General features: G+C 39.2%; 14 protein-coding genes. 1 reads left to right on the top strand and 13 read right to left on the bottom strand.

Annotated elements, in window-relative coordinates; genetic code table 11:
- Positions 1-11: 11 nt before the first annotated feature.
- From LKE05_RS00195 to LKE05_RS00145, 11 genes are all read right to left on the bottom strand, one after another.
- A complete protein-coding gene (locus tag LKE05_RS00195) occupies positions 12-2,909 on the bottom strand; it encodes an FG-GAP repeat domain-containing protein (protein WP_308455620.1) in 2,898 nt (965 codons plus the stop codon).
- Positions 2,910-3,169: 260 nt separating this feature from the next.
- Entirely contained in the window at positions 3,170-4,033 is an 864-nt protein-coding gene (locus LKE05_RS00190; RefSeq protein ID WP_308455619.1) for a hypothetical protein, read from the bottom strand.
- The gene (locus LKE05_RS00185) at positions 4,030-5,178 is read right to left on the bottom strand and encodes an MBOAT family O-acyltransferase (RefSeq protein ID WP_022229448.1); all 1,149 of its coding nucleotides are present in this window, start codon (positions 5,176-5,178) and stop codon (positions 4,030-4,032) included. Before LKE05_RS00185 ends, LKE05_RS00190 begins: the two co-directional genes overlap by 4 nt.
- 19 nt (positions 5,179-5,197) lie before the next feature.
- On the bottom strand, positions 5,198-5,443 hold the full coding sequence (locus LKE05_RS00180) for an acyl carrier protein (protein ID WP_022229447.1): 246 nt from the start codon (positions 5,441-5,443) through the stop codon (positions 5,198-5,200).
- A gap of 15 nt (positions 5,444-5,458) precedes the next feature.
- Entirely contained in the window at positions 5,459-6,988 is a 1,530-nt protein-coding gene (locus LKE05_RS00175) for an amino acid adenylation domain-containing protein (protein WP_308455618.1), read from the bottom strand.
- Between the two features lie 10 nt (positions 6,989-6,998).
- Entirely contained in the window at positions 6,999-8,534 is a 1,536-nt protein-coding gene (locus LKE05_RS00170; RefSeq protein ID WP_022229445.1) for an amino acid adenylation domain-containing protein, read from the bottom strand.
- A gap of 180 nt (positions 8,535-8,714) precedes the next feature.
- The gene (locus tag LKE05_RS00165; RefSeq protein WP_308455617.1) at positions 8,715-8,882 is read right to left on the bottom strand and encodes a hypothetical protein; all 168 of its coding nucleotides are present in this window, start codon (positions 8,880-8,882) and stop codon (positions 8,715-8,717) included.
- Between the two features lie 17 nt (positions 8,883-8,899).
- Positions 8,900-9,970, bottom strand: a complete 1,071-nt coding sequence (gene fliB / locus LKE05_RS00160; RefSeq protein ID WP_308455616.1) for a flagellin lysine-N-methylase — start codon at positions 9,968-9,970, stop codon at positions 8,900-8,902.
- Positions 9,961-10,302 (bottom strand): arsenate reductase family protein, encoded by a 342-nt coding sequence (locus LKE05_RS00155; protein ID WP_308455615.1) that lies wholly within the window; start codon positions 10,300-10,302, stop codon positions 9,961-9,963. The genes fliB and LKE05_RS00155 overlap by 10 nt, the downstream gene beginning before the upstream one ends.
- Before the next feature lie 337 nt (positions 10,303-10,639).
- Positions 10,640-10,945: an MGMT family protein gene (locus tag LKE05_RS00150; protein ID WP_117968353.1), complete on the bottom strand. Its 306-nt coding sequence runs from the start codon at positions 10,943-10,945 to the stop codon at positions 10,640-10,642.
- A gap of 480 nt (positions 10,946-11,425) precedes the next feature.
- A complete protein-coding gene (locus LKE05_RS00145) occupies positions 11,426-12,190 on the bottom strand; it encodes an SDR family NAD(P)-dependent oxidoreductase (protein WP_117968354.1) in 765 nt (254 codons plus the stop codon).
- A gap of 350 nt (positions 12,191-12,540) precedes the next feature.
- Between LKE05_RS00145 and LKE05_RS00140 the strand changes: the two genes are divergently transcribed.
- Positions 12,541-12,969, top strand: coding sequence for an IS110 family transposase (locus LKE05_RS00140; RefSeq protein WP_308455614.1), 429 nt, complete (start codon positions 12,541-12,543; stop codon positions 12,967-12,969).
- Here LKE05_RS00140 and dgoD read toward each other — a convergent pair.
- Together dgoD and LKE05_RS00130 are read right to left on the bottom strand one after the other, a co-directional pair.
- Positions 12,928-14,088, bottom strand: coding sequence for a galactonate dehydratase (gene dgoD, locus LKE05_RS00135; RefSeq protein WP_308455613.1), 1,161 nt, complete (start codon positions 14,086-14,088; stop codon positions 12,928-12,930). The two genes, LKE05_RS00140 and dgoD, sit on opposite strands and share 42 nt — an antisense overlap.
- Positions 14,085-14,762: an MBL fold metallo-hydrolase gene (locus LKE05_RS00130; RefSeq protein WP_308455612.1), complete on the bottom strand. Its 678-nt coding sequence runs from the start codon at positions 14,760-14,762 to the stop codon at positions 14,085-14,087. The genes dgoD and LKE05_RS00130 overlap by 4 nt, the downstream gene beginning before the upstream one ends.
- Positions 14,763-14,776 lie beyond the last annotated feature (14 nt).

Here is a 14,776-nt window from a genome sequence, read left to right as displayed (position 1 = left end):
TTGGCACTTTTTTATTTTGTTATTTTCAAAGTTTCTGCTTTTCCGTATTTTCTAAACAGTGTTTTACCCTCTTGTTGAGTTGTTTCCCAGCCTTTTGACGTTGTACGCGCATTACCGGCAACTTCAACAGTCATCATACCGCCGTCACAGAATTTAATCGTTGCACCATTATCATTCTTTGAAATTTTTGCAGGTACATTCACCGAAGTGATATTTATATCTTTATTTTCACCGTTCTTTGAAATCTTTACGCCTTTATCAAGTGACGTATAAATGCAGTTATCTTTTTTATATGCAACACTTGCGTCTATATTAAATTCATCAACCGTAACACCGTCGGCAAAAATCACTTTTACGCCGGTAGAATTTTGATAATTCTTATCATACAGCGGAATATCCTCATTTTTTGCCGCCGCCGACAAATACAAAGTATCATTATCCCACTTTGCACTGACCCTGCTGTTATATGCCGCCGCAGTCATCTTTGCAAGCTGATTTTCCTGTACGAAATTATAGCCGTAATCATCTACAAGCGTATCAACCTTTTTAATCTTCTCCTCCTCGCTGTCTTGCTCACGGTAAACGTAATCGCAGTGATTGTAGAAAAGAATAGGCACTTCATACTTTGCGGAAATCGCCGAAAATTCGCTGTTTCCGTTCGGTGTATTTGACGGTTGAAGCATAAGCTGACCGTTATCGAGATAGAACGGAACAAGAATTGAATTTTCCGCGCTTACTTCCGGTACAGCGATACTGTTCGGAGTCTGCGAACCGCTGTTCCAATAAAGTCCCGCATCAAACTGACTCTTGTATGTTCCGTCATAACCGCTCATATTATCAAAATGCGTGTCATAACCGATTTTACTTGTTCTCCATGTATGCTGATTTACACCACTGCCTATCCATGGAAGTCCGTATGACTCAAACGCATTTTTCTGATATTCAAGCTCCCTTTGGTCATGCGTACTGTCGGCATATTCATTTGAAAGTGCGTGTACACCGACATAGATTCCTCTGTCCTTAAAGCCGTCAAGCTGTTTCTGCAATTTTTCACGATACGGAAAATAATCGCTGTCTATAGGCACAGCCATACCGTATTCAAGTGAGCCGACAACCAAATCTTTGTTGCCGTCACCGTCAATATCATAAAATCGCGGTACACTGTTCGCACCGAATTTCAGATTATTATTACCCTTATAATTGCTTTCATTGCCTTCAATATAACCGTTAAAAACATTATTTTCAAACTTCGCGATATATCCCTCAAACGTACCTGCGTAAAGCTCATTCACGCCGTCACCGTCTGCGTCGGCTATACAAGGCGAACACCAACTTTGACCTGTATCAACGGTTTCGTAAGCATTAAACAAAACACTGTACTCACCCATATCGCCGTAATATATTCTCATTTCGCCGTTTCGTGAGCCGACCGCCATATCAAGCACGCCGTCACCGTTCAAATCATCGATTGACGGCATTGCGTCGGTAAGTCCTGTTTCAAGAATGATGCCTTGATCGTCAAGCACCATACCGTCAGATCTTTTAAAGCAATGGATACTTCCGTTTTCATCACCTGTAATTATTTCATCAACACCGTCATTATCAATATCGGCAGTTGTAGGTGATGAATATGCACCGACCGAAATTTGATTTCCGTCCATATCGGTAAACATAGTCGCAACGTCAAGTTCGTAATTCGATTTCATTCCCGTACCCTCGAAATAGTACAGTTTTCCGTCCGCACTTCCGCAAATCAAGTCCATCTTGCCGTCACCGTTAAAGTCCGTCGGACACGGATAAGCACGTTTTATATAATCGTGGCTGTCCTCAAAATAGCTGATTGTGTTATCGTCATAATCAAGTGACAGCCATTCCTTTGCGGTTACAAAGTGCGTTCCCGATGAATACGCATTTTCATACGGATCCATTGCAAATTGACCGTTATTATTCAGTGCATACGTCACACTTTCGGCACGTCTGAACCAAATATACGGATTTCTTGCAAGCGTGAATGACGGTACTTGACCGTATCTTTCACACATTTCCTCAAAAATTTCCGCCGAGCCGTTATCTATACCCGTAATATCCTCATAGTGAAGCTCCCACGAGGCAACAGGCTTTGCAAAGCTGCCCAAAACGTGTTCAACGGCATATCCGTAATTTTTAAGCGAAACAAATTCCGCAAAATAATCTCTGAGCAATTTATTTGCACCGACCGTTGTTGCTGAAAGGTATTCGCCGGTATCATCGGGAGAAAGATTGTTTACGGAAAATGAATTTGGTAAAAGCGGATTGGTGAAGAACACATAACCGTTTCCGTACTGATTTACCGTATAAATTCCCACATTATCCTTTGACGCAATACATTCCGCTGTTGACGGAACAACGCCGACTCCGTAATTTTGATTTACAAGCACATCATTATAATCGGCATAATTTCTGTACAACATCGAAAAATCAGACAAAAGCGACTGAATTTTCTTTATTCCTTTATCGCTGTTCTCGGGATAAATCATATCAACCGGACAAGAATCAATCGTTACAAAGTCCTCCGCACCGATAAAGTCCTTATCAAATACGTTATACACATCATTGTCAAGGAAAACACTTCCGCCGTTTGATACATATTCCTCAACTGCACTTGCATTAAAACCGCCTGTTTCAACAACGCTTTTATCAATGTACAAAACATCATAATCCGACAAATCACCGATGTTTGACGCGTCGATTTTATCGGCGGTCAATGTTGCAACGGTTGATTCATTTAAACTGTTTAAAGTGTTTTTTGCCGTAACACTGTCCGAGGACGAAATTACCGCTGTAGACAATGTATCGGGATTTTTTACCTGTTCATTTCCGCACGCCGTAAGACAAAGCACTGCAAGAAATATTGGTATAAGTTTTTTCATAAACTTTCTCCTTTTAAAATGCCTCATATATAAATGTACCGTGACCGGTAAAGAATATACATATTAAAATGAACATTGCAAGGTATATTAAAAATGTTCCTATTGTTTTTAATTTTTGTTTCATATAAAGATCCTTCCAAAAATTGTTCACAGCCAACTTGCGGTGCTGTACATATGTACTGCCCCCGGTTGCATGGGCGAGCAGCAGACTATCAGTCTGCGACCAGCCCAAGCAAAAAGTAGTGCTGTGGGCGATTTTTCTACAGCCACTCGTCTATTTTTTGTGTAAATATAGCCGACCCTACGTCATAATTCAAATGTCCCGTATCGTAAAAACATTCGGGTGACAAAGCAGTTTCCATATCAAGCACTTCCACGTTATACTTATCAAATACTTCGTTTGCCATAGCCTTGACTTCACCCAACAATTCAGGCTGTTCAAGTTTCGTATTCCACGGCATCCAAACCGCTCTAACCCTTATATTATTATCATTACAGTAATTTATAATCTTCTCAAGTGCGGCCACATTCTTTGAAAACTTCTCCGTCGGAAGATTGAAAAATTCGTCTTGATAATTTTCCATAGTCTTTTCAAGCATTTTATCCGACATTGCGCCATGATAAATATGCTTTTCCTGCGGAAGATATTTATACGGCAAAGGACTTTCGCCGTTTAACAGCTTATCAAAGCCGTCTGTTATCATAGGATAAAATCTGTCACGCTCAAAATACGCATACGGCTCATACAGCTTTTTATGCCATATATATGTCGGATTGGTTTCAAACTCGTCATACAACGTCAAATAATTCAGTCCGATAACAAGTTCAGATCCGATATTTATATGCTTCTTCTCAATCATTTCCCACAAGTCGGTAACAACACCGTAGTCAAGACCGAGATTGACATATCCTTTACTGCTCTCGTCCTCCATATATGCCGAAATAACAACGCTGTTTCCGAAAAACACCTTATCCCAAACTTTTTCGGGGTGTTTATACTGCGTTATTTCAAAATCGTTTTTCACAAAATAATCACTGTTCACTATGAAATTGTTATAAGTCAGTGCCAAATCACCGACCGCTATTGCAAGTACAATCGCAATTATTGTTACAATCTTTTTCATATTCTTATAAATCCTTTAAGTATCTCAAAAAACTGTGCAGGTGTTACGGTAAACATCAATGTATTAAATGCAAAAAGCATATTTACTATAATACATCTTGCAATATAGACAGGCTTTTTCATCTTACGTTTTTCCGCCTTTGTAAGTCCCAAAAGGTTTTCAAGACCAAGACACAAACCGTTATAAATACCGCCGATAACGTACACCCAAGTAAAACCGTGCCACATTTCCATAACGTACATTACAAGAAAGCCCATTCCGGCTGAAGCAAGTTTTCCGAGTTTTTTTCCGTTTAATACAACAAAAATATGTTCTCTGACCCAATCGGAAAGAGTTATGTGCCAGTTACGCCAGAACTGCGTAAATGATGCCGCCGCCCAAGGCTTTCTGAAGTTTTCGGGTACTGTATATCCCATAACCGAGCCTACGGCTATCGCCATATCACTGTAACCCGACAAGTCGAAGAACAGGAACAGATAGCTGAAAACCACTATCGCAAGGCTTACATACCAATGTTTTTCGCTTGCGACAAGGAAGTTAAAGAATGTGCTTACAAAGTAAAGTACAACCATTTTCTTAAACATACCCTTTATAAATCGCTTTACGCAAGTTATAAATCTGTCTGTCGTTAGCGGTACGGGTTTATTATATACCTTTTGAAAATCTCTGTATCTGAAAATCGGGCCTGCCGTAAACGTCGGGAAAAACAACATATAATTCACATACGTCAAAAACGGAATATCCATATCCGTATAGTACACGAAGTACATAACGTCAACCGCTTTTAGCATATGATACGCTATTCCCACAAATGTAATTATTACAGGCAACTGCGGGAAAAACTCCGTCATTCGTCCGTAGAAAAACGGCACTGTACACAAAATACTGAACAGTACGAAGAAAAACCGCCGTGTTTTTTTCAGCGGTTTCAGTATTCGTGCGAAAATAAATGTTATAAGTGTATAGCATACAATCGCTATGGCAAGCTGCCACGAAACATATGCTATAACTGCTATACTTGCAAATACAAGAACTTTAGGTCCGAAATCTTTTTTGAAAATCAGCCTTGAAAGTCCTGAAATCAGTATCATTGCACCGCAGGCTATAAAAAGTCTTAAAAGTACATCTGTCTGAAGATACCACATTTATCCGTTACCTTTCTGATTATGATAATTTATTTTCGACAACCTCAGCTATTTCTTCGATTGTGTTCATCGGATAAAGTGTTATATCCTTTTGTGTGATTTCGATGTTGTATGTCTGTTCGATAAAATGGATTATTTCAACCGCGCCGAATGAATCGACAAAACCTTCGTTGAACAAATGTACATCATCTGTAAAATCAGGATCATCATCAATTTCAAATTTCTCCTGTATGAATGCTCTTAGTTTTTCTTTGATTTCTTCCATTTTAATTATCTCCTTTTAATTTATATAAGTTTTTCTTAAACCGACTCTGTCTATCTTTCCGCTCGGTGTGTGAGGGAACTTTTCCATAGTTACGATTTTGCCCGGTACCATATATGCCGGAACATATTTTTTAAGCTCCATCTTAAACTTTCTTGCGACAATTTCTGCTGTTGTTTCGATAAACAATACAATCTCCTGTTTATCCGCGTCAAACAATGCGCATGCACTTGCGACATTCTCAATAGCCGCCGCCGCACTTTCAAGGTCACCGAGTTCAATTCTGTTACCTCTCAATTTAATTTGGCTGTCCTTTCTGCCTATGAAAATTATATTGCCTTCTTCATTTTCATAAACAAGGTCGCCTGTTCGGTAAATTCTGTCGTGATATTTCGTATTAAGCGGATTTTGAACAAATGCCTTTGCCGTAATCTCCGGTGAATTCCAATATCCGAGTGCAATACCCGTACCGCTTATGCAAAGTTCACCTTGTTCACCGACAGCACATTGCTTATCATCATCGTTCAAAATCAATGCACGCATATTTCTGCAAACCTTACCTATCGGTAAAGTTTCGTGATTTTCATATTCTCTGTCAACGATATAATACGTTGCAATATCCGTTGCCTCTGTCGGACCGTACATATTTACATACATACAGTCGGGCAAATATTTTCTCCATATATTAAGTTGAGTATTCGGCATTACTTCGCCTGCAAACAATATCAGTTTTAATGCACTCAAATCGGCATTTTCAAGCACACCGCCGTTTGCAACGCTTATCATAACGGTCGGTACCCAGAAGATAACGGAAATTTTGTTTTCCGTCATATAATCCATAAGTTTTTCGGGATACATAAAAAGTATCTCGGGAATTATCATAGTTTTTGCACCCGTATAAAAAGTGGTATACATATCAAAAACAGAATTGTCAAAATGGAACGCCGACTGCATACCGATTACGCTGTTTTCGTCAATCGGGAATGTTTTGACAATCCATTCAATATAATCTATAACACCTCTGTTTGAAATTGTAACGCCTTTCGGCACACCTGTTGAGCCTGATGTGTACATAATATACGCAGGGTCAAGATCGCACACACCGCCCAGCGACTTATCAACCGCCGCATCATCGGCTTGTCCGTCTGCAAGCTCATCAAATATAAGTATCTCTGTGTCAAGATTAAAACTTTCAAGTTTTGCCTTGCCGTCCGTATCTGTTATTATCGCGGTCGGATGAAGATTTTCAACGGTCTTTTCCATTCTCGCCATCGGTATTGCGTAATCAATCGGCACATACGGTGACGCACTGTAAAGCGAACCCATAAAGCTGATTATTGATTTTATGCTTTTCGGCAAATATACGATTACAGGACATTTTCTGCCTGTTTCAACTCTTTTAATAAGTTCACTTCCTATTATACGGCTTTTTTCTCTCAATTCCTCAAAAGAAATACTTCCGTCCTTATCTTCAAATACTGTCTTATTTTTAAACTTTTCCGCCGCCTGCTCCAAAAGGCACACGGCACTTTGCATCATTGTTTCCATAGCTTTTCCTTTATCCCAAAGATTTCTTTAGTGTAACTCTGTCAATCTTGTCATTTGCGGTATGCGGGAATTTTTCCATAACAACAAGGTCGCCCGGCAACATATAATTAGGTATATACTTTTTAAGTTCAAGATTAAGTTTTCTAAGCCTAAATGCCTCGCAACTTTCTATAAACAACACAATCTTCTGATTTTTCTCGTCAAACACCGCACAAGCACCTTTAACTCCGCCAACACACATTGCGGCATTTTCGATTTCGCCAAGCTCAATTCTGTTACCTTTTACCTTAACCTGATTATCCATTCTTCCCAAGTAGATAATGAGGCCTTCATCATTAACATATGCCAAATCGCCTGTACGATAAATTCTTTCCTCGTAATACGGATTAACGGGATTTTGAATAAATGCCTTTTGCGTAATTTCGGGATTATTCCAATATCCAAGCGATACGCCTGTACCTATAACGCATATTTCGCCTTGTTCGTTCGTCTTTGCAATTTCATTCTTCTCGTTAAGAATTATAATACGCATATTCTCGCAAGCCTTACCAATCGGAAGTGAATCACTGTCCTTGAAAGGTCTGTCAACAATATAATAAGTACATACGTCCGAAATTTCCGTCGGACCGTAAAGGTTTGCGTATGTGCATTGCGGTTGTGCCTTACGCCATATATTAAGTTGAGTATTCGGCATTACTTCACCGCAGAACACCACATTTTTAAGTTTCGGCAATTCAATCTCCGAAAGCACTCCCGAATTTGCCACATTAATCATAACGGTCGGTACCCAGAATATTGTCGTAATATCATTATCACGCACAAATTCTGGCAACTTTACAGGGAACATAAACAATGTCTCAGGAATTATCACCATTTTTGCACCTGTCAAAAGACAGCTGTATATATCAAATATCGAATTATCAAAATAGAACGGTGCTTGATTTCCAAGTATAGAATTTTCATTGATATTAAATGTCTTTGCAACCCAAATTGCATAATCTATAACGCCTCTGTGCGGCACTGTAACGCCTTTCGGTGCACCTGTCGAACCAGATGTGAACATTATATAAATCGGATCTGTATCAATTACCGAATTAAGTGTTTTTTCAATAAGCTCCCCGTCCGTTTCGGTCTCAACGATTTCCTCATATATATGAATACTCATTGACTCGGGTATGTTCATAGTCTTTAAAGTTTCCATACCCTGTGCATCTGTGATTATATGACCTCTGCCTTGAAGTGAGTCAACAATTTTCTGTATTCTGTTCGCAGGCATATCGTAAGCGGTAGGCACATACGGATTTGCACTGTACATCGCACCCATAAAACAAACCAAGCACGATATGCTTTTCTTCAAATACACCATAACAGGTGCAGGCATATATCCTTGCGGAGTTGTCTTTGCAAGTGCCGTTCCGACAGCCTTTCCCTTTCTCTGCAATTCACTGAAACTAATTTCGCTCCATTCATCTGATATTGCAATTTTATCGTTAAACTTTTCAGCGGCTCTGTCAAGTAATTTTACCGCAGAATTCAAATGCGTCATAATTTCCTCCATACTGAAAACACCGTATTTTGTATATAGTAATCTATTTTAATTATAGCATTTTACTTATAATGTGTCAAGTTTGACCGATTTTACAAAAGGCGTTGGCAAAACCGAATAAGGAATATATAATAATACCGTAATACCGTTGTCGGTGCGTATAACAGCACGTCGTTGATTTCAGCCGTAAACATAGGCAGTCAGCTTATGCAGAATTATTACAAGCTTTGTAATCGGCTGTTCAATGGGTTGTACCGTTTTAACAGGCAGACATATCGGAGAAGAAAACGGAAGTAAACCGGCAACAAAAACGCTCGGCTCTTTTTCGTCAATTATTATATTTTGCAATACAAAATCGAAAAAACTTAAATTAAATTCAAAAATCTGTTGTGTTCAAAGATTGGGTTGAACAAAAATTCCTCGTCAAAGAAATCAATATTATCCTGACAATGCTCAACCTCCTTTGAATACAACACACAATTTTTTATTCTGTCTTTAAGCGAAAATTCCTTTCCGTTTCTAAGCCAACGTGCAATATCAAGCTGACGTATAATCACATACGACACCGCCGCAAAACGCACCTTTGTCAGCACGTCACAGTCAAACACCGCTTTCAGCAAATATCGGTATATGAAGTACACAAGCAAATTTTCATATTCGTATTCGCGTCCGCTTATGTATAAATCAAATTCACTGCTTAAATTATCGTAATCGTCAAAAATTCCGAGCGTGTTTTCAATTACACCCGTCCAGCTGTCCTCCATAATTTCAAGGCTTAAACATAGCTTGACACACTCTTTTATGTCATTTATACACTTTTCGCTTTGCGAAAAATCATAGTTATCCACACTTTGAGGTATTTTGTCAACGTTGTTGTTATTGATTTTGTCCTGCACATCATACGCATAATTTAAAATCGTTTTAACCCTGTCCGATATGCTCATTTTTCGATTTTTTAGCACGTCAAAAATATTTTCACGCACATTCAAAAGTACCCTCAAAAAATCTTCGTCACATTCTTCTTCATAGTCAAACTTTTCCGTTTCAAAACTTACAGTCTTGTCGCTTTTAAAGATAAATTCCGCCGCACTTTCGCACGACATTCCAAGACCTTTTTCAGTTAAACTGCCGTATATTTCGGTAAATCGCGGATATTCCGTACAAACGGTGCAGAGCTTGTCCTCGCCGATGTTTATAAAAATATCGCATAAATTTTTGTCGTTCAAAAATGGACAACGATTGTTTTTAAGCGTGAAACTATTTTCGTCATTCATATAACGGCGTAGCCTGTCACCAAATGCACCGCTGACCGATTTGTAAACTTCAAGACTCTCATCGTCAATATCGACTTCCCAGCCGATACAGCAGTTATCTTCACACGCACCGCCGATACAGACAAATTCATTGAAATACGTCGGAACTCGCTTTATTCCCATGTTTTCCATACCTCCGGTTTGTAGCCGACAGTCGCCTGTCTGCTGTTTCTGACAATCGGTGTTTTGAATAGTTGAGGATTTTCAAGCAGTTTGTCCTCTTTCGCCTCGTCGGCAAGATATTTTATAAGCATAAGAGTGTCTTTGTCCTTTGCCTTTTCGTCAATTAAGTTTTCATATCCGCCGACCGCTTGCTTGACACTGTTGTATTCACCCTTGCTCATACCCTTTTCGGTCATATTGATTAGCTGATATTTTATTTTCCTCTCCTTAAAATATCTCTCCGCCTTTTTCGTATCAAAACACTTCGATTTTCCAAATATCTGTATGTTCATAACTTTCTCCATTCAATTTTTTTATTAGAATATCATATTTATAATAAAAAAGCAAATAAGGGACTGCACGCAGTCCCTTCAAATTGTAGACAAAACTGTTATGGTTTTGTCTACTTTATTTTTGGTTGCTTGATGGCGTACCGGAAAGACATTCGACGCACACAGAGTAGTTTTGCCATAGGCAAAACTACTGAAAATGCAACCTCATTAAAAATCATTTCTGACGACCTATGCGACAGAAATTGCTTAAAATCTAAAGTTTCGACTATTGAGGAACTTTATGATTTTTTGTCGACATTTTGTCGACAGACTCAACGGGCAGTTTTTTTACTGCCATTTATCTCCATAAATATTTTTTCAAATCAACTTTGTCGCCGTCAACCACAACCCCCTCATTTTCAAGACGCTCTTTTTGAGCGTCAATTCCGCCGAAAACATACATCGGTGCTAACTTTCCCTCACGGTTTACTACTCTGTGACAAGGAATGTTTACAGGGTCAATATTTGCGTGCAACGCATTTCCGACAAGTCGGCTGAGCCGTATGTTTCCCAACCTCATTGCGATACACCCATACGTTGTAACTGTCCCTTTCGGTATCTGTGCCACTATGTCATACACTTTTTCATAAAAGTTCTTCATCATTAATCACCGAAATAATTATATCACTACTTACGCAATAATGCAATTATGTTAATATTCCATTTCGCTGTTTAAAATTTTTTCGACGCTCGCTTTCATGTGAGCATAGAAGAGTAACTCTTTTATTTGTGTATATGCGTTTTCGGTCTTGACCGAGAATATCACACGTGCATTATATCCTTTGATTACTTTAAGTAACCACACTGTTTACCGAGCATTTCCCCATTAAATTTTTTGTTTTTATGTTAAAGCTATTTTACAAGCTTCAAAAAGTACTCCTGTGCCTCATAATCGCCGTAGCTTAAGCTATTTCGTTAATTGAGCTTTGTGTCCTCAAGTCTATTCATACATACACTGTATTTCACTCTTAATATCAATATATCGCTCATTACAGAATACACGGTACAAATAAGAGGGAGAGATGAGCTTATTGGGGTAACAAAAATCTCCGTATATTCTGAGATGAGCGATATAGGTTTTTTATTATTTTTCAGATACTATCGGATAAAGCTGTATCATATTGCCGCCGTCAACAGTAAGCTCTGCGCCTGTGGTATTTTTTGAGTTATCACTTCCAAAATACCAGACCGCATTTGCTATATCCTCAAAATCCGCAATGTCGCCGAGCGGTGTATAATTCGACAGTGCGCTTCTGCAATCATTATAATTGCTTTCCCAACGGTCTGTTTTTATCATACCGGGAAGCACGGCGTTTACTCGAATATTGTACTTACCCAAATCAAGTGCCAGTGCTCTCATCATACCAAGTGCTCCGGATTTTGATGCACTGTATGCAATTCTGTCGGGGATTGCACGGTAAGCCGTGTTTGAATTTACAAACACAATAGAACCGCCACCGTTTTCTTTCATTTGAATTGCCGCCTCACGCGACAGCATAAAATTCCAGCCAATATTTGTATTTATAACATTCATAAAGTCGTCTATCGAAACATCAAAAAACTGCTGACGAATACCTAAATTTGCTGCGTTTAACACAAGTGTGTCAACTGAATATCCGCTGTTTTTTATATCTTTAAAAATCTCTTTTGTGTTTTCTTCATCAAAGATTTTCATACCATAACCCTTTGCATAAACACCATATTTTTCTGACAATTCCTTTGCTGTTTTTTCTGCATTTTCCGCATTTCGGCTACCGAGAAAGAGATTATACCCCTCTTTTGCAAATTTCTCAGCTATTCCAAGTCCTGTATTAACCGTTGCTCCTGTTATAAACACCGATTTCTCCATATTTTTCACTCCTCGTATAATATCTTTATAGATATATTTTTATATTCAAAATATCAATCGTTTTGGTAAACCTATGATATAATTGACTTGGTGTCAATTAGGTAATAGTTCTTTTCACTCCTGTTGAACCATTGCGGTTGCTTCATAATTAGTCTGTTCCCCTGATATGGAAGTTAACTTCAAATCGACCGGCTGTTTTCTTAAGCTTTGGGACAACCATTTAGCAGTGTGGTTTCGCATCTGTCCTTATTAAGTCAGATTCTTATATGCGAGAGTATTGATGCTCCATAATCATGGGTTTTACCAAACCGATTGAACACTTAAAATTTTAACGAAAGAAGGTGATTTTTATGAACCCACTTTACGTCGGTATTGATGTAAGCAGCAAATCCAATGTCGTTTATTTCATGCTCCCTGACGGAAGTAAACATAGTAACTTTTCTGTTGCTAACTCACATACCGGTTCTTCACAGTTGGTAAAAAGAATTCTTTCTGCTATGACATCTTGCTCCTTAGATTCTGTTTTAATAGGTCTTGAAGCAACCTCTGTGTATGGTGATAACCTTGTTTATTTTCTAAGGGAAGATGCTGCATTAGCTCGTTTTAATTCAAAGATTCATGTCCTCAATCTTAAGCAAGTCAGTAAATTCAAAGAAGCTTACAATGACTTGCCCAAGAATGATTTCATTGACTCTTTTGTTATTGCTGATTGCCCTCTTGACATTTCACCGCCGGGCTTAAAAATAAAATTCCGTTTTAGCCGGACGAATATCTGTTAATGCACCCGTATAGTGTCTTAGTGTATGCGGTCGATATGGGTGTTTCAGACACTCCTCCTCGTTAATCTCAATACCAAGCCCCGCCTTATCGGGAATGGTGATATAACCGTCCTTATATTCCAAACTCTCGTTTGTTATATCCTTTCGGTAGTCCACGTCTGAATACATAATTTCAAGTATTTCAAAATTAGGACAGCTTGCCGCCAATTGTAGCGTTGCCGCATTTGCGACAGGTCCCGATGGATTATGTGGTGCGAATGGAATATATCTGCTCTCCGCTTCTGCTGCGATTTTCTTTAGCTCCATAATACCGCCCGCATGCGAAATGTCTGGCTGTATGTAATCCGCCGCCATAATGTCAAACATTCTCTTATAGTCCCAGCGCGTATAAAGTCTTTCACCTGCCGAAATTGCAACAGGCGATTTATCACGAACCATTTTAAGTGCGTCAAGATTATCGGGCGGTACGGGTTCTTCAAAAAACATCGGCTTAAACTGTTCAAGCTCCTTTGCGATTTTAATTCCTGTCGGAATATTAAAGCGTCCGTGTCCCTCAATCAGCAAATCTACCTTATCGCCCACTGCTTCACGCACTGATGCAACACAACGAAGTGCTTTATCAAGCTCGGCATTTGAAATATTAAGATAGTTCTTGCCGAAAGGGTCCCATTTCATTGCGGTTACGCCGCGCTTTACGGCTGTTTTCGCCTTTTCTCCAAATTCCTCAGGTTCTTTTGCGCCCGCAAACCAGCCGTTTACATATATCCTAACCTTATCATTCACCTTGCCGCCCATAAGCTGATACACAGGCACATTAAGACTTTTGCCGAGAATATCCCACAACGCCATTTCTACCGCTGACAATGCCGACATCAGAACTGCGCCGCCACGCCAGTACGCATCGCGATAGATATTATGCCAATGCTTTTCAATATCAAGCGGGTTTTGTCCGACAAGATATTCCTTGATATGCTCTACCGTTCCTATAAGTGCCTTTTCCTTATATTCAAGCGTGGCCTCTCCGACTCCATCAATGCCTTCATCGGTATAAACCTTTATAAAGACCCAATTCGTGCGAAAACAATCTACTGCAAAAGTTTTAATATCTGTTACTTTCATTTCAATTTCACTTCCTCATATATTGTCGGTATAACCGCATTTTCTAAATCAAATTCAGTTGGGTCAAGCTCGTCAAACATTCCCCAATGAACAGGTACTGCATTTTTTGCACCTGTTTTCACTGCGAATCTTTTCGCATCGGTAATATTCATATTATTGCCGACACCGTTTATCGGTAAAAATACAGTGTCAATATCCTGTGGCAAATCGGCAAAAATATCTTTGTTATAGAGCGTATCTCCCGTGATGTAAAGCTTTTCTTTGCTGTCGTCTACAATAAAGCCTATTGCCGTTAAGTCAGAATGTTCTGCCTTCACTGCCGTCAAGGTTATACCGTTCTGTGTCCAGACCGTACCGCGGTTAAACATAACATAGTTATGATTTCTGCCGAGCTTTCGTACTTCCTGCCACGCATAATACGGAGCAAGCACAGTCAAAACACGATCTGTATTTAAAAACCTTTCAAGCGTTTTGGGGTCAAGATGGTCAAGATGATTATGCGTTATCACAATAATATCAATGTCCTCTCCAAAAAGTTCCTCTTTGACAGGAACACGACGAAAATTTTGGGGATTTATCTTTTCCACACTGTCCGACAAATACGGGTCGACTATAAGCTTTATTCCGTTTGATTCAAAAAGCAGTCCGGCCTGCCCAAGCCATGTTATTTTCATTTAATCTTCATCCC

Source organism: Hominilimicola fabiformis (assembly GCF_020687385.1).
Classification (GTDB): Bacteria; Bacillota; Clostridia; order UBA1381; family UBA1381; genus Hominilimicola; species Hominilimicola fabiformis.
This window is presented reverse-complemented; position numbering and strand designations above follow the sequence as displayed.